31 protein-coding genes are annotated in these 20,096 nt (G+C 27.3%); 21 read left to right on the forward strand and 10 right to left on the reverse strand.

Annotation, left to right across the window (positions count from 1 at the left end):
- Nucleotides 1–3: 3 nt before the first annotated feature.
- Nucleotides 4–402, reverse strand: a complete 399-nt coding sequence (locus tag J5E45_RS11240; protein WP_208182216.1) for a hypothetical protein — start codon at nt 400–402, stop codon at nt 4–6.
- Nucleotides 403–692: 290 nt separating this feature from the next.
- Here J5E45_RS11240 and J5E45_RS11245 point away from each other — a divergent pair, with 290 nt between their 5' ends.
- Nucleotides 693–1,238: a hypothetical protein gene (locus J5E45_RS11245; RefSeq protein WP_208182217.1), complete on the forward strand. Its 546-nt coding sequence runs from the start codon at nt 693–695 to the stop codon at nt 1,236–1,238.
- Nucleotides 1,239–1,807: 569 nt separating this feature from the next.
- Here the strand turns inward: J5E45_RS11245 and J5E45_RS11250 are convergent.
- Nucleotides 1,808–2,437 carry a hypothetical protein gene (locus J5E45_RS11250; RefSeq protein ID WP_208182219.1) on the reverse strand — a complete coding sequence of 210 codons (630 nt, stop codon included), beginning with the start codon at nt 2,435–2,437 and terminating at the stop codon, nt 1,808–1,810.
- 332 nt (nt 2,438–2,769) lie between these two features.
- On the opposite strand from J5E45_RS11250, the gene J5E45_RS11255 reads away from it, so the two are divergent.
- The 12 genes from J5E45_RS11255 (at nt 2,770) to J5E45_RS11310 (ending at nt 10,595) form a co-directional block, all read left to right on the forward strand.
- On the forward strand, nt 2,770–3,144 hold the full coding sequence (locus J5E45_RS11255) for a GNAT family N-acetyltransferase (protein ID WP_208182220.1): 375 nt from the start codon (nt 2,770–2,772) through the stop codon (nt 3,142–3,144).
- A gap of 29 nt (nt 3,145–3,173) precedes the next feature.
- Nucleotides 3,174–3,629, forward strand: coding sequence for a FosB/FosD family fosfomycin resistance bacillithiol transferase (fosB, locus tag J5E45_RS11260; RefSeq protein WP_208182222.1), 456 nt, complete (start codon nt 3,174–3,176; stop codon nt 3,627–3,629).
- A complete protein-coding gene (locus tag J5E45_RS11265) occupies nt 3,604–4,146 on the forward strand; it encodes a GNAT family N-acetyltransferase (protein WP_208182228.1) in 543 nt (180 codons plus the stop codon). Before fosB ends, J5E45_RS11265 begins: the two co-directional genes overlap by 26 nt.
- 209 nt (nt 4,147–4,355) lie before the next feature.
- A complete protein-coding gene (locus tag J5E45_RS11270) occupies nt 4,356–5,195 on the forward strand; it encodes an aminoglycoside 6-adenylyltransferase (protein WP_208182229.1) in 840 nt (279 codons plus the stop codon).
- Nucleotides 5,196–6,019: 824 nt separating this feature from the next.
- Nucleotides 6,020–6,208, forward strand: coding sequence for a phage head completion protein (locus J5E45_RS11275; RefSeq protein ID WP_208182231.1), 189 nt, complete (start codon nt 6,020–6,022; stop codon nt 6,206–6,208).
- Between the two features lie 104 nt (nt 6,209–6,312).
- Nucleotides 6,313–6,486, forward strand: coding sequence for a VraH family peptide resistance protein (locus J5E45_RS11280; protein WP_157822553.1), 174 nt, complete (start codon nt 6,313–6,315; stop codon nt 6,484–6,486).
- A 323-nt stretch (nt 6,487–6,809) separates the two neighbouring features.
- The gene (locus J5E45_RS11285) at nt 6,810–7,088 is read left to right on the forward strand and encodes a hypothetical protein (protein WP_208182232.1); all 279 of its coding nucleotides are present in this window, start codon (nt 6,810–6,812) and stop codon (nt 7,086–7,088) included.
- 274 nt (nt 7,089–7,362) lie between these two features.
- On the forward strand, nt 7,363–7,839 hold the full coding sequence (locus J5E45_RS11290; RefSeq protein WP_069792504.1) for a DinB family protein: 477 nt from the start codon (nt 7,363–7,365) through the stop codon (nt 7,837–7,839).
- Nucleotides 7,840–8,176: 337 nt separating this feature from the next.
- A complete protein-coding gene (locus J5E45_RS11295; protein ID WP_208182234.1) occupies nt 8,177–9,001 on the forward strand; it encodes an alpha/beta fold hydrolase in 825 nt (274 codons plus the stop codon).
- Between the two features lie 173 nt (nt 9,002–9,174).
- Nucleotides 9,175–9,621: a GNAT family N-acetyltransferase gene (locus J5E45_RS11300; protein WP_039068674.1), complete on the forward strand. Its 447-nt coding sequence runs from the start codon at nt 9,175–9,177 to the stop codon at nt 9,619–9,621.
- Nucleotides 9,622–9,687: 66 nt separating this feature from the next.
- Complete coding sequence (locus J5E45_RS11305; RefSeq protein WP_101094366.1) at nt 9,688–10,194, forward strand: DNA topology modulation protein; 507 nt, start codon at nt 9,688–9,690, stop codon at nt 10,192–10,194.
- Between the two features lie 191 nt (nt 10,195–10,385).
- Nucleotides 10,386–10,595, forward strand: a complete 210-nt coding sequence (locus J5E45_RS11310; RefSeq protein WP_119605384.1) for a hypothetical protein — start codon at nt 10,386–10,388, stop codon at nt 10,593–10,595.
- Between the two features lie 206 nt (nt 10,596–10,801).
- Here J5E45_RS11310 and J5E45_RS11315 read toward each other — a convergent pair whose 3' ends face one another.
- Complete coding sequence (locus J5E45_RS11315; protein ID WP_208182236.1) at nt 10,802–11,464, reverse strand: HAD family hydrolase; 663 nt, start codon at nt 11,462–11,464, stop codon at nt 10,802–10,804.
- 216 nt (nt 11,465–11,680) lie between these two features.
- On the opposite strand from J5E45_RS11315, the gene J5E45_RS11320 reads away from it, so the two are divergent.
- Nucleotides 11,681–11,845, forward strand: a complete 165-nt coding sequence (locus tag J5E45_RS11320; protein WP_208182237.1) for a hypothetical protein — start codon at nt 11,681–11,683, stop codon at nt 11,843–11,845.
- Nucleotides 11,846–12,102: 257 nt separating this feature from the next.
- Nucleotides 12,103–12,486: a YxeA family protein gene (locus J5E45_RS11325; RefSeq protein WP_208182244.1), complete on the forward strand. Its 384-nt coding sequence runs from the start codon at nt 12,103–12,105 to the stop codon at nt 12,484–12,486.
- A 282-nt stretch (nt 12,487–12,768) separates the two neighbouring features.
- Here the strand turns inward: J5E45_RS11325 and J5E45_RS11330 are convergent, their stop codons facing one another.
- Together J5E45_RS11330 and J5E45_RS11335 are read right to left on the reverse strand one after the other, a co-directional pair.
- Nucleotides 12,769–12,942 carry a hypothetical protein gene (locus J5E45_RS11330; RefSeq protein ID WP_172643893.1) on the reverse strand — a complete coding sequence of 58 codons (174 nt, stop codon included), beginning with the start codon at nt 12,940–12,942 and terminating at the stop codon, nt 12,769–12,771.
- A 58-nt stretch (nt 12,943–13,000) separates the two neighbouring features.
- Nucleotides 13,001–13,162 (reverse strand): hypothetical protein, encoded by a 162-nt coding sequence (locus J5E45_RS11335; protein ID WP_182477871.1) that lies wholly within the window; start codon nt 13,160–13,162, stop codon nt 13,001–13,003.
- Between the two features lie 363 nt (nt 13,163–13,525).
- On the opposite strand from J5E45_RS11335, the gene J5E45_RS11340 reads away from it, so the two are divergent.
- Nucleotides 13,526–13,897 (forward strand): VOC family protein, encoded by a 372-nt coding sequence (locus tag J5E45_RS11340; protein WP_039068682.1) that lies wholly within the window; start codon nt 13,526–13,528, stop codon nt 13,895–13,897.
- Between the two features lie 99 nt (nt 13,898–13,996).
- Here the strand turns inward: J5E45_RS11340 and J5E45_RS11345 are convergent, their stop codons facing one another.
- Nucleotides 13,997–14,488: a P-loop nucleotide/nucleoside kinase family protein gene (locus tag J5E45_RS11345; protein WP_119586349.1), complete on the reverse strand. Its 492-nt coding sequence runs from the start codon at nt 14,486–14,488 to the stop codon at nt 13,997–13,999.
- Nucleotides 14,489–14,602: 114 nt separating this feature from the next.
- On the opposite strand from J5E45_RS11345, the gene J5E45_RS11350 reads away from it, so the two are divergent.
- The 3 genes from J5E45_RS11350 to J5E45_RS11360 all read left to right on the forward strand — a co-directional run bounded on the left by J5E45_RS11350 (nt 14,603) and on the right by J5E45_RS11360 (nt 16,419).
- Nucleotides 14,603–15,139: a CHAP domain-containing protein gene (locus J5E45_RS11350; protein ID WP_101050292.1), complete on the forward strand. Its 537-nt coding sequence runs from the start codon at nt 14,603–14,605 to the stop codon at nt 15,137–15,139.
- A gap of 307 nt (nt 15,140–15,446) precedes the next feature.
- Complete coding sequence (locus J5E45_RS11355; protein WP_039068686.1) at nt 15,447–16,067, forward strand: CadD family cadmium resistance transporter; 621 nt, start codon at nt 15,447–15,449, stop codon at nt 16,065–16,067.
- Nucleotides 16,068–16,080: 13 nt separating this feature from the next.
- Nucleotides 16,081–16,419, forward strand: coding sequence for an ArsR/SmtB family transcription factor (locus J5E45_RS11360; protein WP_101050288.1), 339 nt, complete (start codon nt 16,081–16,083; stop codon nt 16,417–16,419).
- 108 nt (nt 16,420–16,527) lie between these two features.
- Here the strand turns inward: J5E45_RS11360 and J5E45_RS11365 are convergent, their stop codons facing one another.
- The 3 genes from J5E45_RS11365 to J5E45_RS11375 form a co-directional block, all read right to left on the reverse strand.
- Nucleotides 16,528–16,695 (reverse strand): hypothetical protein, encoded by a 168-nt coding sequence (locus J5E45_RS11365; RefSeq protein WP_182477873.1) that lies wholly within the window; start codon nt 16,693–16,695, stop codon nt 16,528–16,530.
- 259 nt (nt 16,696–16,954) lie between these two features.
- Nucleotides 16,955–17,137, reverse strand: a complete 183-nt coding sequence (locus J5E45_RS11370) for a CsbD family protein (protein WP_069792497.1) — start codon at nt 17,135–17,137, stop codon at nt 16,955–16,957.
- Between the two features lie 353 nt (nt 17,138–17,490).
- Nucleotides 17,491–17,763 (reverse strand): hypothetical protein, encoded by a 273-nt coding sequence (locus J5E45_RS11375; RefSeq protein WP_039068691.1) that lies wholly within the window; start codon nt 17,761–17,763, stop codon nt 17,491–17,493.
- A 276-nt stretch (nt 17,764–18,039) separates the two neighbouring features.
- Between J5E45_RS11375 and J5E45_RS11380 the strand changes: the two genes are divergently transcribed.
- Nucleotides 18,040–18,417, forward strand: coding sequence for a DUF1722 domain-containing protein (locus tag J5E45_RS11380; protein WP_101050286.1), 378 nt, complete (start codon nt 18,040–18,042; stop codon nt 18,415–18,417).
- Nucleotides 18,418–18,522: 105 nt separating this feature from the next.
- Here the strand turns inward: J5E45_RS11380 and J5E45_RS11385 are convergent, their stop codons facing one another.
- A complete protein-coding gene (locus J5E45_RS11385) occupies nt 18,523–19,011 on the reverse strand; it encodes a MepB family protein (RefSeq protein ID WP_101050284.1) in 489 nt (162 codons plus the stop codon).
- A gap of 201 nt (nt 19,012–19,212) precedes the next feature.
- On the opposite strand from J5E45_RS11385, the gene J5E45_RS11390 reads away from it, so the two are divergent.
- Nucleotides 19,213–20,034 (forward strand): alpha/beta hydrolase, encoded by an 822-nt coding sequence (locus J5E45_RS11390; RefSeq protein WP_119586379.1) that lies wholly within the window; start codon nt 19,213–19,215, stop codon nt 20,032–20,034.
- The last annotated feature ends 62 nt before the right edge of the window (nt 20,035–20,096 follow it).

The following is a 20,096-nucleotide window of genomic DNA, read 5'->3' on the forward strand; positions in this document are numbered from 1 at the left end:
ATATTATTTATGACCTGCTTCTTTATTTCCATTTGGATAAGTTGTAGAAGTTATCCATTTTGCAGTTCCTGCTTTTTTAGTTTTACTTTTGTTTTTATATAATGTTGCATGATGTTCTATTTGACCTGCTTTATTAATGTATTGTTTATCTGTTATGTATACAGTTTTTATACCACTTAGACCTGCAGATAGGTGTCCACCGACAGTTCCTGCAACTATTGCACCTGCTCCTCCGGTTGCTAAGTATCCTAAACCTCCAGCAGCTGCATATCCAACTGACTTAGTTGCAAAATCACTTGCAGCAGTATATCCATTAACTGTAGTGAAATATTTAAACCCTTTACTGGCAGCTTGAGCTTCATGATTAGATGGAGTTATAGGGTTTGCTGGTGTTTCTGGCATAGCAATTGCTACTGAAGATAATAAAATCACACCACTAATTGTACTTAAGCAACTAGAGGATGCAGAGGAGTAACAGAAAAATGCATCCTAGTAGAACTAAGATTATAGATGATGTTCCGTTGGAGGATTAGACTAAGCCATCCACCAGTATAAGTTCTGGTGGGTGGCTTAGCTTAATTTTATCTTTACACCACCTTAATTGAATTGAATTTTAATTGTGTTAAACTTATGTTGGGAATGTTATTTTATATAGTAATTTGGAGAAACATTATATAAAAGGAGATTTAACGTTGAATAAGCAAATTAAAAAAATATTAACTACTAGTGTTGCTACTGCAATTTTATCTGGTCCCGTATATTTTACTATAGATTCTGGTAAAGCTAATGCTGAAACTATAGGTGAAATAGATAAAGAAATGGATCAAAGAAAAAAGATTGGTGATGCACTTTTAAAAGAGATTGGTAATAGTAAAAGTGATTTTAAAGATCCGGCAGTTGCTGATAGGCTAAAAGGTCAAGTGAAAAATTATAGAGATGGTGTAGCTGAAAGAGGCAAAGCCACAATGACTGCAAAAGCAGGAGCCCAAGCTATTAGAGCTACTGTAAATAAAGTTGGTGAAAAGGCATGGAATAAATTGGTGAAGAAAATAGAAAATACAACAGCTACTAAACTCGTTATGTTCCATTATCAAAGTATCAATAAATTTTGTGATATTTTAACGGGTTTTGAAGGCAACTTAGCAGATGGTATAGCGAATGGGTTAAACAATAATTTCGGTTTTAATAAACAATTTGCATATGTTGTTGCTAGAGCATTTATAGCAATTGTTTTATAGGTTTTACATATGAGTATTAATAAAAAAATTTATCTAATATTTTTAGTAGTAACATTTATAATTTATATTTCTTTACCAATTATTTTTGATGATAATTCTTTTAATATACGTTTATTTGCCATATTTCCATTATTATTTTTTGGTGCATTTTTATTTTCTTCTAATTCTAATAATAAAAAGTAATAATTTTATTCAATATTTCTTTGTACTAAGACAATTTAACATAAAAGGGAAGTAGATATTATCCCGAAATCTCAACAAATAATATTGGCTATACTATTAATTCTAATAATATTTAACTTCAGTCTACCTATTATAGGTGCAATTTTTCAAATTGAAGTTTTAGAGTTTGGTTCAATTTTTATAAAGATACTTGATAGTATAACTTTAATAGTTGCAATCATATTTGTATACAGACAAATTAAACGTAAAGGTTTTTGATATATAAGTAAGTAACCCACTTCCTCTAAGATGTTGAGTGGACATGCAAGGGTAGGCACTTATGTGCTTGCCCTATATTTTTGACTCTTTGACAAAGAGCCAAAATATTTAGGACGCCCCTTGATTTATTAATGTTCTCTTGCGTATGCATTAGCTTCTTCTTTTTCTGCTTCTGTAAAATCACTTGCCCCTTTACCGGTTTGTTCTTTGATTTCACGGAACGATCGTGGTCCACCAGTAGCGTCTTCTCTTTGTTGTTCCGCAGTATCTTCATCTAAATAATCATTAGTGTCATTAGAATTTTTTTCGTAAACTGATTCAACTTCGCCACTTTCAACTTTTAATGAACTTTCATAGGCAGCACTTGCGGGCCCTTCCATAACATTTCCTTGAGGTATAACTCCATTAGCTACAGCGCTATTATAAGCATTGATTTTTTCCATTTCGGTATAATTACCATATATAACAGACTCTAATATTGAACGGTCAGTTATATTTGACACATCAACTTTTCCATTTTCTTGCGATTGAGAAGTTTCTTCTTTAGTTTGTTGTTCAGTGTTTTCATCATGTGTCGCTACTTCTTGGTTAGAAGTGTCCTTGGATTTATCTTGTTTATTAGATTTCTTGTCTTCTTTTTTCTTGTTTTTCTCTGGTGCTTTTACCTCTTTCTTATCTTCAGATTTGTTTTCTTCTTTGTTTCCACATGCTCCTAACACCAATGTGCTAGCTAATAACAATCCTAAATACTTCTTCATCTAATTTCCCCTTTATATTGTCTTTCATTATATTTAAACACTCGTAACGGCTTAAATTGAATTAAGTAATCTTCATATAGTGTTTAAACTAAGCAATTAAATTGATATATTAACTTAATTGTACTATACCTAAAAAATAATAGTGATAACAAAAAGTTATAATTAAAAGTATTAATGAAGGAATATATTTATGTTATATTTTGATGGAATATTACTATTTAGCACAATTTTATTAATGAACTATTTTTCAGAGTGGTTATTTTTATGCGAATTTATGTTAGAATATTCTGTGAATTATAAAGTGAGGATGTGCTTTTATCATAGAATATAAATTGGTAGAATTTCATTCATGTTATTGGGAACAAATTAATGAATTGAATAAACAAGAAGGATGGCAAAATCTTGTTAAAAATAAAGATATGTATAGAAAATCTTTAGAAGACTCTATAACAATTGTTGCAGTCGATAAAAGCAGTAATGTTATAGGATTTATTAGAGGTATAACAGACGGTTACACGACTTTGTTTATCTGTGAGTTGCTTATAATAGAACAGAAAAGAGGCAGGGGCATAGGTAATGAGTTGATAAATCACTTACATAAAATGTATCCAGATACAAGAATTGACTTATTAGCAACAAGCCATTCATCAAAATTTTACGAAAAACAGGGGTTTAGAATGTTTTATGGATATAGAAAAGATTTTTAAAATATATTTTTACTATGAGGTGATAGCGTATGATTCAATCTATAAATCATGTTACTTATTCAGTATCAAATATTAAACAATCCATAACTTTCTATAAAGATATTCTGAAAGTTAATATTCTGGTAGAGAGTGATAAAACAGCCTATTTCACATTGGGTGGTCTATGGATAGCATTAAATGAAGAAAAGGATATACCGAGAAATGAAATTCAATACTCGTATACACATATGGCGTTTACAATTGATGAAAGTAAATTTGAAGAATGGTATCAATGGTTAAAACATAATAATGTGAACATATTAGAGGGACGTACTAGAGACTTAAGAGATAAAAAATCAATATATTTCACTGATCCAGACGGCCATAAGCTAGAACTACATACTGGTACATTACAAGATAGATTAAACTATTATAAAGAGGAAAAGCCACATATGAAATTTTATGAACAGGATGATGAAGATGAAGGAGACAATGATAGTAGATGAAAGTATAAAGTTAAGAGATGCGTTTGATGATGATGCGAAAGAATATCTTAAAATTCCATTCAATAAAGAATTATTAGAAATGTATGGCTCTAATATGAATCCAAACACAGATAAATCATTAGATAAAGCGCGATTATTAGTATGTGGTATAAAAGCAGACCCTTATGAATGGGTTATTGAATATGAGGGGAAGTTTATTGGGCAAGTTAGATTAACCATAGACGATGAAAATAATAAAGCGAAGTTTGCGATAGGTATATTCAATCCTCAATATTGGAATAAAGGAATTGGAACAAAGGTTTCAAACACAATATTGAACTTTGGTTTTTATGAATTAAAACTTCACAGAATTTATTTGAAGGTACTTGCTTATAATAAAAGAGCTATTAAATCGTATGAAAATGTAGGGTTCAAAATTGAAGGAGAAGAGAGAGAAGGAGCTTGTATTAATGGCAAGTATGAAACTGATATTCACATGGGGATTTTAAAAAGTGAATATCAGCAATTAAACATATAAGCTATACGTTTATTCATTTCTCGATGCAGCAGAGAGTGAATGTCAGAAATTCATTTTAGATCGTTTAATGTACGTCGATTAGTTAGCGATTTGTTATAAAAGCAAATACATAAAATTGAGTAACAGCTATTAGTCTAAAATGACTAATAGTTATTTTTCAAAAATTAAAAAAATTTTTATAATTGGATTGTTATATAGTGAGGTGCATAATGAGAACACAAAAAGAAATGTTGAACTTAATTCTGAGTATTGCTGAACAAGATGATAATATATTAGCAGTATGTATGAATGGATCTAGAATTAATGAAAATATTCAATCGGATATACACCAAGATTTTGATATTGTTTACATTGTTGAAAGTTTAGAAGATATGATTACTGATTTTGAATGGATAAATAAATTTGGCAATAGAATAATAACTCAGTTTCCAGAAGCACAAGATTTATACCCGTCTGAATTAGAAGAACGCTATCCAATATTAATGCTGTTTGATGATTACAATAGAATTGACCTAACATTATTATCTAAATATAGAATACCTGAATACTTAGCAGAAGATGATTTGATACAAGTACTTCTTGATAAAAACAACTTGTTGTTAGATATCGATAGTTCTAGTGATTCAAGTTATTGGATTAATAAACCATATCAAAAAATATTTGATGAATGTATAAATGAGTTTTATTGGATTTCTACTTATGTGATGAAAGGTATATGGAGGAATGAGTTGCTTTATGCAATAGATCATTTGAACATATGTAGAAGAATGCTATTTTTAATGCTTGCGTGGGATGAAGGTTATAAGTTTAATTTTCAAGTTAATTTTGGTAAGAGTTTTAAATACTTACCCAATTACTTAGGGTCTAATAAAAATAGTGAATTGACTTACACTTATCCTCATTTAAATATTAATGAAATAAGTGAATCATTATATATAATGATTGAAATGTTTGATTATGCTACAGTAAGGGTCGGAAATAAATGTAAATTAAATTATGATACAGGGGATTATGTAGAAGTGAAGAAATATATTGGTTATAAAAAATGAATTAGTAAATTTTTAAAAAACTAATTAAGCACAAACTAATATTATTAAGTATCTCACGCATACGGTAACGAACATATTCATAGTGCACAAATTTATGATGTTTTTGCAATTTTAACATTTTACACTAACATAGTAAGACAATGTAAAACTTGATATGACAATGCTTATAGCGATATTTAAATGTATAGATGAACGGTATAATGAACTCCCGCCGTTTCCATATATGGAAAGAGGTTGGGACATAAATCCCAGAAAAACAGCACTCAGATGATTTAATTCATCTGAGTGCTTCCTTTGTCTAAGAACTTTATGTCCCAGACTGTTTTATTTTTTACTATACAATAATTCAAAATATATGAACACCAATGTGTCATGGGGATTGTATGAGTATTTAGGTATCACAGATTATTTTTGAAATTCTGGATAGGTAAATGAAATGGAAAGATATGACTTTAAGGCGTATAGAACGTCACTAGTGGCTAGAAGGTTAAGTTTACGATGCAGACTTGCAGAAGAAAAAATTAACTATAATAAATATTCGATATTTTAATGGTGCTTAATCAACACAGATTTTGAAACAGATCGTAACGGAAATAGTGTGCATATTAAACACTAATAACCAAAAAATTGTGTATAGATTACAGCGTCTATGTTGGACTATTTTATAACTTTGAACAATCTTTAAGAGCAATTTAAGGAATAATTGAATAATTGCGTATCATTTTAATAATAAAATTAATATTGTTAAAAAAGAAAGTTAAGCACCATATATAGATGATTTTGAAAAAAGTAGAATTGTTAAATCATAGGTAGATATTAAGACTTTGAAGAGTACTGAATCAGAAGATTGGAAAATCACACAAAATCAAACGCCTATAGGCTTAGTCATTCGAAATCGAGAAGGAATTAAGACAAATCATAGAATTAGATATCAAAATAAAGAATATATTATTGAATCTGTGGTTAACAATAATGGGAGAAGTGAAATATTGTTTGTAATAATTACAGAATAGATATGAACTCATCGTGATAATCGGGTTTTTATTATGTTAGATATTATGATAGTCTATATTTAAATAAAATTAAATTGGTTAAAATACAAAAGGTGGTTTTTGTTATGAGCTTGAAAGAAATGTGGCATTATTTATTAAATAAAAAATGGGAATCTGATGACGTTTGGATGTTGATATTTTATGTATTTGTGGCAAGTATATTTGTCACACCATTGTTAGGAGTACCTATTGGAGTCATTGCATTTTTAATCCTTAATGAAGATGTTTTAGATAAATAACAACTCTGTCAAAATCTATGTATTGCACAGAGAAATGGTAAAGTAGTGTCTATATAGAAAGGTGTGTGTTATTGTGGCAAAGTACTTTACTTCTAATAAAGTAGGTCTATATTTGTTGGCTATAATAATTATACAACCTCTTGTATTCAAAGCATTTGATTTGGATAGCTCTTTAGTATTAGAAATTATAAGTCATGGTGTATTTATACTTGTTGGATTGATATGTATATACTTGAATTTCTATTTTCATAAAAATAAAGACCACTACAAATGATTTTAGAATCACTATCACAATAAAAAGTATAAAGAGTATTAAAATGTGAGTGAAAAAGAATATAATTGATATTTTAGCTAAAAGCACTCAATATACTGATGTTTTCATTTATAAACAAAGTAAATGTTTTTATGAAGATTATAATGAGTATGATATTGATTTCAATATTCAAATCCTTTTTATCTCTTTTATTCAATTGATGAAAACACATGAAAATTCAAATGATATATATGTTTATAGACCAAATAATGATATAGGCGTAATGTTTAATACAAATAACGATAATGTAACCGACGTACATATTGGTTATGGTGGCGCAGGTGGTTAATATATTACTTCTTGAATTCTAAAGGTAATACAACAAGACTTATAGTGATATTTAATATATAAATATTTTAATAAAAATTTATCGACTTTATATACAAGCTCTTAACCTTTATGGTTGAGGGCTTGTATTTTTATTACCTTAATTTATATTCGAATAGATAAAAATTAAAATTGACATATATTAGTTTTTTGCAATAAATAAAAATAAATGCTAGTGTTTTAACACTAAGAAGTTTATAGTAAATCCAATAATTTTCTAAGTGAGGGATTATAAAATGATTAAAGAACAATTTCAAGCATCGTATAAATTATTAAAAAAACATTTAAAAGATATTGATGAAGATAAAGCTACTTTTCAACCGAGCGTCGCTAATAATAATATTAAATGGCAATTAGGTCATTTAATTTTGTTAAATGATTTTTTAGTATTTGAAACTATTAATGGGGAAAATGCATTAAAGCAAACTGCTGCAAAATATTTTCTATGGGGTACATCGCCAACAGATTTTGATGGAAATGAGCCTTCTTTTAAGGAACTGAATTTATTGTTGGACGAACAATTTGATAGAATATTTAATAGATTAGAAGAGCAATTAATGAAAGATAGAAAGGAAGCAATTGTTCTTAAAGATGCAGACATAGTTATGGAAAATTTTAATGAATCTATTCATTTTGCTATTCTTCATACTAATCGACATTTTGGACAAATTGTATTATTAAAATCTATAATTAATAAATTATCATTGGATTAGCACCATAATTGACTAATATTAATACAGAGCTGTGTTTAATTTCACATATAAGCACAAGTGAAATGTTTGATCATTTAGTAGATTTTCGTTTCATACGTTTTAATGTATAGTAAACTAAAAATCAATTGTTGTTTCGCTGAGCACTTAAAAAAATAATTCGGACAATATATAGTCATGTTTATATTAGTTATTATTTTTTGAAAAATAAATATTTTGATGATTCAGTGAATTATTAATCTCCAGTATACTTTTGGTATATTACTAGAAATGTGCCTACCTTATTAATGTTTTAAGTGTTACTCATTATTTATGAATATAAATCGGAGGTTAGTATTTCATGCAAATAAATGAATTTAAAGGTATTTTTAACGCTACAGGAGCTAATATATATTTTGAATCAAAAGGGAATGGTGAAAATGTATTATTAATTCATGCCGGGATTGCAGATTCACGTATGTGGGATAAAGAATTTCACTTATTATCAGAAAAATATCGAGTAGTTAGGTTTGACCTTCCTGGTTTCGGTTTAAGTGATTTCACTGGAGGAAATTACTCTTATTATAAAATTATAAATGAACTGCTTATATATTTAGACATCAATCACATCCATATTTTAGCTGCTTCATTCGGCGGAAAAATAGCTATTGATTTTTATCTAGAATACTCAGAAAAATGTCTGAGTTTAGCGCTTTTGTCTCCTGCTTTAAGTGGATGGAATGACTCTACTTTCTTACAAAAATATGAAGAAAAAGAAGAAAGATTATTACAAGAAGATAAAATAGAAGAAACAGCACAGTTTAACTATACGACTTGGATACAAAGAAATAGAGCACCAGAGCTTATCAACCCAGATGTGAAACAATTAATCATTGATATGCAGGTGAAATTTTTAACTAAACCTGAGCCAGATTTTCTATGCGTGGAAATAGAAACAGAAGATAATATATTACAGATAAAAAATATTCAAATCCCTGTATTAATTATTAATGGTGAATGCGATGTTCAAGACTTTCATGATATATCTAAACTAATGATTAAAGAAATTCCTTATGTAAAAAATAGTACAATACCTGATACAGCGCATTTAGCTAACCTAGAATCTCCAAAGCATTTTTTTAAATTGATTTCGAAATTTTTTTCGGATAACTCTAATAATTCATGAAAATAGTATTTAAAACCATTTTAGATATATAATTAGTCAAAACCTCTAGTTTATTATAAATTAAGCGCCATATAAAAAATCTCCAGTATACTTTTGATATATTACTAGGTTGATTCGGCTACTATAACCTAGATAAGTCGCATATAAAATTATACGAGTAAGTAGGTTAGATTATGACATTAAAGACAAGATTATTTGTAGAAAAAGATATTAACCATATGGATGATTTGTTAGATTTATATAAAGAGTTAGGCTATCCAACAACAAAAGAAAAGTTGGCCAGTCGTTTAAAAAAGATATGTAACCATAAAGATTATTATTTGTTACTTTTAATTAAAAATGATGTGATAATTGGTTTGAGTGGTATGTGCAAAATGCTTTTTTATGAAAAAGAAGGAGAATATATGCGTTTACTAGCTTTCGTTATTAATTCCAATTATAGAGGAAAAGGCTATGGAACATTTTTGTTAAAAGAGTCGGAAGCATTAGCAACCCAACTAGTGTGTAAAGTAATCACTTTAAATAGTGGTAATAGATTAGAAAGAGATAATGCACATAGTTTTTATTATAATAATGGATTTGAAAAGAAGTCTTCTGGATTTTCGAAAACGCTATTGTAATATCAGTTTATATAGTTCTGGGCATGCATAATTAGGGGAATATTCAAACTGAAAGGTAATTAAAATATGAGTAAAATAATAGTTATTGGATCATCGGGTTCTGGTAAATCAACATTATCAAGAGAACTTTCACATATATTAGAAATTCCTGTTTATCATTTAGATAAATTATTTTGGAAACCTAATTGGGTTATGACTACAAAAGACGAACAATTCAAAATTCAAAATTCCTTACTAGATAAAAATGAATGGATTATTGATGGCAATTATACTGGTATTTTGGAAGAAAGATTACTGTCAGCTGATACTATTATATTTTTAAATTTACCTAGAAGAATTTGTTATTACAGGGTTTTTAAAAGATTATTGAAAAACTTCGGCAAAACTCGAATTGATATGGGAAAAGATTGTAAAGAAAGAATAAATCTTACATTTTTAAAATATATTTGGAATTATCCTAAATATCGTAAGCCATTTTTATTAAAGAAATTTAGGAAATTAGAGAATGAAAAGAAAATATTTGTTTTGAATAGTAAGAAAGAAATTAAAGAATTTAAAATACAATTAAGATAGTGGACAATAATAAATTAACAATTATACGTAATTTTAATTTTTAAGGGAATATAGAATGGACACTAGAGAATACTATAGCATTACAGGTATAATACGTTTAAATATCTAAGTATATATTTTTTATAGAATCAAGTGGCTAATATAGGATTAAATAAATTCTGTAAAATCAGAATAAAAAAGGAGGGGAAATTATGGGACTAGATGTCATTAAACACTACTTGAATAACGATAAAAACAATGGTGTATTCTTATATATACATGATAATTATAAAAGTGGAAGTATTACCGTAAGTCAGATAGATGAAACATTATCAAACGAAAATATTTTAGTGGTTACAGCGCCGTTTGAAAAAGCTGTTAATTTAAATTATGTTACATTAATTGAACCTTATGAAAATTAGTTTCTAAAAATAATAACTAAAGTAAAAGAGAAAATATGAATTTAAGAAAAGCCTATAATCAAATTGTTATAGGCTTTTCATTATGATGAAAAATCGTTCTATTCCCTATATTTTTTCAATCAGATATCAAATAAATCTCCAGATATTTCTTCATTTCAACAGTATATTTGTAGAATTTAGCGCTAAATATTTTTGAAATAGAGTAGTTAGTTGTAGTTATTAATAATACAAGGTATTTCAAATAAATCTTTAATTGTAGGTATTATATTAATTGAATTTTGATTCTTGTTTGATTTATATATCGCATACATCCCAGCTGACTTAGATGCTTTATAGTCATTTTCTAGGCTATCACCGACAAAAATACATTCATTTAGTTTTACTCCTAATTTCTTAGCAGCTCTTTCAAAAATAAGAGGGTTAGGTTTTTTGACCTCTTCTTTTTCAGAAACTAAGATTAATTCCATATATTTATCGACTTTTAAAGCTTTAATATTATTATATTGGAAAGGGAATTTCCCATTAGTAATGATAGCTAATTTATAATTATTTTCGGTGAGTAGCTTTAAAGTTTTATATAAATTAGGGTAAGGCAAACAGTGTTTCCAGAAGTTTGTTGTATAGTCATTTAGAAAAATATTAGGCGTTAAGTGACTAATATTAAAATAATCTATTAATTGTGTATAAACTTTATCTTTCCAAACATACCCATTTTGGTCTAATTCTATAAATTTATTTTTGAAAGTAATCTTTTCAATATGTTTTAAGTAATTAGAAAATTTGTCATATTGGACATCAATAAAATTTTTTAATGAGGTTTCCCTATCTAAAATTGTTCCATCTAAATCGAATAAAATTGCTTTTATCATAAAATCACCCCAATATTTTAAGTATACTTAATAAATTAAATCAATGTTATCATAAAATTAAAGTACAAAGTATCTTAAGGTATACAATAATTGTCAAAGTAAAATTAGAAATATTTATAGGTATATTATAAAACAATAAATCTTTCCAATTGGAATTACATAGGACAAAATTTAGTAATAGGACTTTATCAAAATTTCGTCTACGAAAGGAGATTTATGAGAACTTTTTTAATTGTTGTAGTAGCTCTAATTTTAATGCTTACGATTTCATTCTGTATATTTAATTATTTAGATAATACACTTGGTAGTATTTTAGTAGGAATCTCAAATGGGCTAATTATTGTTGTAGCAATGCAATTAAAAGATAAACTTTTAAAATAAATACTTATGATTAAACAAACCACTCAATATCTATGGGTGGTTTGTTATTTTTTGAGTCTTAAATTTTTCTATTTTAACAATAGTTATTTGAAGTTAATTAGAAAGTGACTATATGTAACTAAAGAAACTTTTATAGAATACACGATAAGCTCTTTCTTTCAAAATTGTCACATTTGGTTGGTATTTTGTAATGATTTTCGAACGATTCAATAATAATGAAATGTTAGTATTGAATTAAAAATTAGGAGGTTTAAATAATGAAAATTATTTTTAAAATATTTATATTTATAGTGGTAATAATTTTAGCGCTATTCTTTTGGAAGTTATATGCTGAATCTCATACAGATAGTAAAAACGTTAGGAGTCTTGCTAACTTAAATCCTTTAATCACAAGTGAAAAGTATTATATACAAACTAATGAACCTAGAAGTGTAAAAGATTCTGGTAAAGGTACTAAACAATATAAATATACGAATAAAGCATATGATAAGGACGGTAATGAAAAAGAGATTACCTATACAGCAATTAAAAAATTAAAGACAAATCATTATTTAGAGTTAAATTATAAAGTTGGAGAAGTAAAAGGATATAGTGAAGTGAAAGAAAAAGACATACCTAAGAAAGCAAGAATTAAACTATAGAATCTAAATCTCATCGTTATCGATGAGATTTTTTACGTTTTTGTATAATAACATAGCTAAAAATTCAAACATTTGTTTTAAAATATGATAAGTAACCAAATTTGTTTTCACTTACAAATGGTAAACATAAGTCATTGTATTGACCGAATATTTTAGTTTAAATAATTGAATAAAAAAATCACTGCCTTACTTATGGCAGTGATTGCAATTTCGTAGCTCATAATTTAGTTTAGGTAATTACCAGGAGTGTCATTCTTTAATACTATTTTCAGGCGATTTAAATTATTTATTGTTGTCTAATGTATCAGCAAGTTCTTCTAATTTAATTTTCACTTCTTTAAGTGTGTGACTATCTGAAAAAGTAAAACTAAATTGTTTTCCTTTGGCTGTTTCTGCCACAATAGTAACAAGTTCACTAAAAACATCATGTTCTATACTATAATTTAATATTTTCATATTAACTCCCCTTAGTTTTGATTTCCCATTTTTGCTAAGTGTAATAAGTTGATTATTATTATTCAAGTTTTCTTTCTCTTTGAAGTAATTCATAGGTAACTTTATGTGGTAACATATCTTTGTTGACTGAATGAGAAAATAAGACACCTGACATAGTTTTTACAATATAAGTATAATTTTCGTGGTTTTCGTGGTCATAATTAAAAGCTACAACTTCCATAAATATGCTCCTTTAAATAAAATTCTAAAGATCTTTCTGATATCTTTAATTTTGTACTAATAATTTTTTAGGTACTCCCAATACTAAAATTTATTAGTAACAAGCATATGGAATTTTCTATATACCTACGCAAAATAATTATATTAGTTAATTGTACTATATATAAATGAGTTTTGTGATAATAAAATCTTATATTTTGCAATATAATTACTTATAATTAAATAGGTTCTTAATGTCAGCTATTTAATATTGTTAAATTTAATATATTTTGATAAATCAATGATTTGAAGTAATTATTACTAATGATGTTTCTAAACGATAATATAAAGGGTAAGTATATACAAAACAAGTGGGGGGGTTTGAATGGAAAAGTTAAATCAAGTGATGTTATATGTTGATGATCAAGCAAAATCAGTTGAATTTTGGACAGATATTTTAGGATTTGTTGTAGTTTCTGAAGAAGAAATGGCAGAAGGTTTTAAGGCTGTAGAAGTAGCGCCAAAGAATGATGTTGAAACATCAATTTCAATTATTGAAAAAGAGTTCATGAAAAAATATAGTCCAGAAATAAGCGTTACTACTCCATCTTTAATGTTCAAAGAGAAAGAACTTGATGCATTGTATGAAAAATTAAAAGAAAAAGGCTTAACTGGTCATGAAATCATTGAAATGTCAGGTAGACGAGTATTTAATTTTCAAGACGGACAAGGTAATTATTTTGCAGTAAGTGAGTAATTGAAGTTATGTAGGTTTTTCAGAAAAAGAGCGCTTTTTATGAATTTAAAAAATCATAAGAAGTGCTCTTTAATTTTATATGAAAATGTTAGTGAATGTTTACTGCGTTATTTCTAATATATTTAGTCCTTCAAATTCATTAGGTTCTTCAAAATACTGGCTAATATAATTAAACGTTTCTAATGTGTCAAAATTAGCTCTTTCAGGATTTTCTATATTTCGTTGTTTTAACCTTTCTAAACATGTTTCGTCTGATATATTTAGATAAATGAGTTTGTGGCTAACATGGATTTCTGAAGGAATATTGCTAAGCCACTTGCGTTGTTTTTGAGTGTTTCCTGGAAAATCCATGACCACATTTGTACCAACGCTTAATAAATTTTGAACGTGATTTTTAATAAAAGGTTTAATACGATTTGAATAAGTTAAGTAATCATCAAATGTCTTTATTTGATTTGGATAAAATTGTTCAAGCATTTCATCTTCTGATAATAGTACGGCATTTTTATCTTTAGCTATTTTTTTAGCAGTTGTTGATTTACCAGCACCCATTTTACCAGTGAAAAAATATAATGTAGCAAAATATTCCATTACATTACCTCCGTTTACGTTTTATGACAATAGTTTTAGTATAAAGAATTAATGAAATAAGTTATAGTGAAAATTAAAGTTACATAATAATTTTAATAAACAAAGGGGCTTTTTATGTTTAAGTATATTTTAAAAATCAGTGTGCTTTTAATATCGGCAACATTATACATATTTGTAATAAATCAATCTAGTAATGCTTCAGCTGCTACAAATGCAACACAACAAGATGCAATTAATCATGTTGAAACTTTAAACGGTAAAGGTTGGGACTATGATTCAGAGTATGGATGGCAATGCTTCGATCTTGTAAATGAACAGTGGGATTATTTATACGGGCATGGATTAAAGGGTGATTATGCAAAAGATATTCCAGCAGAAAATAATTTTATAGGTGAAGCAACAGTTTATGAAAATACATCTGATTTCAAAGCCACAGCAGGTGATATTGTAGTGTTTAATGAAAATTATGGGGAAGGTGCTGGTCATACTGCGATTGTAACTAACGGCAATTATGATGGCAATTATCTTCAATTTCAATCCTTAGACCAAAACTGGGAAGGCGGTGGTGCAAATAAAACCGAAGTCGCGCATAAGGTGGTTCATGACTATGAATCAGAGATGGTATTTATTCGCCCACATTACAGTAAATAAATGAATAACTAAAAATTAATATTAAGTGAAAAACTGAAGCATAACATTCAATTTCAGTTTTTTAATGAATATAAAGCATACTAATATAAAACCTATAGTTTATAGGGATAGATTTGCTTCTTATTTTGACGGGACATTAAAACCTTAAATTTTTAATTTGGAGGTGGGTCCCGTTTTTTGATTTTAACTGAATATTTTTGATTTGCTACCAGTGCATAAAGACTAAATTATATAGTGAATTTTCTATTTAATTAGGGTATTGAATATTATATAATACATTCAAAAGTATTTTTGAATGAGGTGTGTCATGTTACAAATTATTATTACAGCAATTATTCTGTACACAGCTACAGCAGTAGATTTATTAGTTATTTTATTAATATTTTTTGCTAAAGCTAATACAAGAAAAGAATATCGAGATATTTATATAGGTCAATATTTAGGTTCATTAGCATTAATTGTCATAAGTCTATTTTTAGCATTTGTATTAAACTATGTTCCTGAAAAATGGATTTTAGGATTATTGGGATTAATACCAATTTATTTAGGTATTCGTGTAGCTATTTCTGATGATTGTGGTGGTGAAAAGAGAGCTAAAAGAGAATTAAATGAAAAAGGGTTAAGTAAGCTTGTTGGTATCGTTGCGTTAGTTACCATTGCTAGTTGTGGTGCAGACAATATTGGTTTATTTGTGCCGTATTTTGTAACTTTAAATATTGTAGAATTGATAACTACATTAATTACATTTGTTATTTTAATTCTACTATTAGTATTTTCAGCGCAAATTTTATCAAAAATTCCAGGTATTGGAGAAGTAATTGAGAGATTTAATCGTTGGATAATATCTGTAATATATATTGGATTAGGATTATTTATTATAATTGAAAATGAAACAGTACAAACTATTTATAATTTAATTATGAATTAAGGGAGTGGAAGAAATGGCTAACGATTATACTTGTGAAGTGCAATTTATACATAAACAGAAAATTGAAAATGCACAGAATTTTATAGAGGAAAATGCATCTAAATCACTATTAAGTATTTTTAGCAAGATCTCTGATGATACTAAAGTCAAAATTATACTTGGTTTATTAAAAGAAAGTGAAATGTGTGTGTGTGATATATCTGTATTACTAAATATGAGTATCGCAACAACGTCACATCATTTAAGATTATTATATAAAAAAGGGGTACTTGATAAATACAAAGAAGGAAAAATGTCTTATTACTTTATAAAAGATGAACAAATAAAATCATTTTTCATGGATAATTTGTAATGTTAGGTAACTAATAAATAATATGAATAAGTAAAAAGGAGTGAATCAGCCAACTTATTAAAGCAATAAGTTGGCTGATTCACTCCTTTGTTATACAAATTAAAATGTTTATTTAACTTTTCTTTCATCCACAGTATTTGATAACAACATCAAATAACGTTGAACATTATCTGACGGTGTATCTTTAGGGAATGCATGCGTAAACACATGACCTTTAAGTGTCTTGACTGTGTAACTAATATCTATATTACCAATTTCATATTTTATAATTTTCATAATGTCCCCTTAAAATTGCCTTTTAAAAATTTAAATTCACTATATAAACATGAATCTAATATCCCTATAGAAATAGTATGTTTTATTCAATTGTACTACATATAAACGTTTTTGCAACTATAAAGTGTGCTACGTTTATATGTAGACTGATAAGATTTAATTTTAAAGAAATCTGTTTTGACCTATTTAATGAATTGTTGTAAATTTAGTTATAAAAAAGACCACAATAATTAGTATTGTGATCTTACATAAATTATTTTTACTTATTTAATTTATCGATAACACCATTGATTTTGTCTTTAACATTTTCAGTTACTTCTTTTGCTTTACCAGAAGCCTTATCTTCTTTACCTTCTTTTTCTAATTCTTTATTATCCATAACATTGCCTGCTGTCTCTTTTATGTTTCCCTTAACTTGTTCAAATTTACTTTCATCTGCCATGTTATTCACCTCAAAAATATTTTTAGACCATTCTATAAATAATATACAAAATGCTAAAATTTAAAACAAACAAAATGTATGTAACTTGGTATATTTGTATTTAAAATGAATTATATATGTCAGAAATAACAAAGTTTATAAGAAAGAGAAAAAGCGATGGTGAGCTGTCATACGTTACTCTAATGAACATTCATTGTTCCGCTGTGGAAAAGTGAGTTATGCATAAAAAAGTATTTCTCTAAGATAGAAAGTGACAATAATTCAATATGTGTTATAAACGCATTTTTGAGTAGTAAACCTTTATAAGATGTCTTATTAAGAAATATTAGACATTATCTAAATAAATCAAAATTTTATGCATCTAGTAGTTTTTGAATTTCAGAATATTTTTGTGCGTTTAATGTACCCAAAGGGCTCTGTTCAATTTCAAAAATTAGAAAGTCATCAGTATCATTAAAAGATGTTTTGATGCTTTCACAAATTGTATTTTTATCTAAGTCACTTTGTAAAAACCACAAGCCACTGTAAATATATAGCGCATTACCTAGAGACTTTAATTGTGCAGGTAATTTTTCATATCCATATGAAATTGAGTTTAAATTATAAGACAATATATATTTTGACACTTATATCACGCTCCCATGTAAGCATATCATTAACTGTAATTAAAAAGTTGTAAGAACATAGTATTAGCATTGTTTTTTAGTTTAATAGCTTTAATTATAATAACAGCAATACTGATAATGTTCTGGTTTGTGATAATGAAAATAAGGTAATACTATCTATACAGACAATAGAAATAAGCAAATATTACGTCGTAAATGTATTATACTTAATACCAAAAATATAATCTTTTATTAAAATATATCTTTTAATTGGAGAGGCGAAAAGGATACATAACAATGAGCAAACAATACCAAATTGAGCAATTATGGAAACAACATAAGTATGAGGTACTATGGCATGATCAAAATAAATATCGATTAATTAGAGAACAATTGAAAATTGATACAACGATTGAAGAAGTTGAAAATTTAATTAACGATGCATTAAATACGAAACCAAATAGTGGATCAATAATTAATGCGTACGACCACATGTGGGGGTATTTTAAAAATAAATGTAGTTCATCAGAAAAGAACTTGCATAATTATTTAAAAGAAGCATTTAAACGTGAAGAAATAGACGAAATATATCTATTACAATTTTTAAAAAGTATGGCGGATTATTATGATATAAGCTATATCAAAACTTCATCAATAATACAAAAATTAAACTGATTATGTGTAGAGATGGTAATTATTTTTCAGTTTTAAGAGTGTAAAACGCAGAGAATTGATTTAGTTACGTTTTTATAATATTGCTTGAATTTGGTAGGTGAGGTTTTAATTTAATAAATTGTTTAATAAAACTTTATCAACATTACCAGTTAAATCAATAAAATAGTTTAATTGCCATTTTTGAGTTTTAAATGCAGTTTGATTTAAATTGTATTCCCAAGATGGATAAATCCTCATTGCCATTTTTCCCTTTTTATCTTTATTAGCTATAATATTCTTTTTAGCTAATACATCTTTTGGGAATATGAATAAACCTTTTTGACTTTCATCAATTACTGCAATAATTAATTTGTCGCAAGATTCATCAAATGTAAAGGGTCTGTTTTTATTAGCGTTATCTTTAGTCCAAAATACTACAAAATAGCCTCGCTTATTTGGTGTTTTTTTAGCGATTCTACTTCTGAAAGTTTGTTTATTAGTTTGAAAAGTACAACTTTCATATTCCTCATTAAAAATTTCTGTTTCCAAAGTTTTAATATTAATGTCATTTGTAAATTTAAATACTGAATTTATTAAGTCTACTGATTTGTACATAAGAAAATTATCCTTCTTTATTGAGATTTGCTTGTTTTGAGTATAACAAATTAATTAGACTGAAACTATTTTTATATGCGCTATCAAAATAAAATTTGCAACGAGCAGATAAGTAATAACATAAAAACGTGAGTGTAAATTGATACAATAAGGGTAGACATAATTGCGAGTATAGAATTTAAAAATTGAGGAGTGAACGAGATGCATTATATTAAATATTTAACTTCATCAGATAATACGAAACTATACACTAAAATTAATGATTGTCCAGAAGCGAAGGCAAATATAATCATAGCACATGGGTTAGCGGAACATTTAGATCGTTACGATGTTTTAACAACATATTTAAACGAAAACGAGTTTAATGTAATAAGATATGACCAAAGAGGACATGGGAGATCTGGAGGAGCGAAAACTTATTATAGTAATATGTATGAAATTGTCGAAGATTTAACGGCGATAATAGAATATGTGAAAAATACTTTTGAAGGTAAAGTATACCTCATTGGACATAGCATGGGTGGTTATACTGTCACTCTATTTGAAACGCTTTATCCTGGTACTGTAGATGGAGTAGTTACATCTGGTGCCTTAACACGCTATAACAATAAACTATTCGGTAATCCTAATCGAAACATTTCATCAGATACTTATATCAAAAATGAATTAGGAGAGGGGCTATGCTCTGATGCTGAAGTTATTAGAAAATATGAAATAGACCAATTAAATGCTCAACACATATCCATGGGATTAATTTTTACATTAATGGATGGCATAACATATTTGAATAATAATGCGCAGCGATTTACGAATAATATTTTGATATTACATGGAAAAGAAGATGGTTTAGTAAGTTATCATGACTCATTACAATTATACCAAGAAATTGGATCCGAACATAAATCCATCCATATTTATGATAGATTACAACATGAAATATTAAATGAATCATCTTATAATTTAAGTATTTTCAAAGAAATTGTTGATTGGTTAGATAATGAAATACGTATTTCTAAAATTTAAAAAGTATCCTTACAATAAAAGTGTTTAATCAAACTAAGTAAGTCTCGTAATGTTTGTTACGG

Origin of the sequence: Staphylococcus shinii (genome assembly GCF_017583065.1) — a bacterium.
Lineage (GTDB): Bacteria > Bacillota > Bacilli > Staphylococcales > Staphylococcaceae > Staphylococcus > Staphylococcus shinii.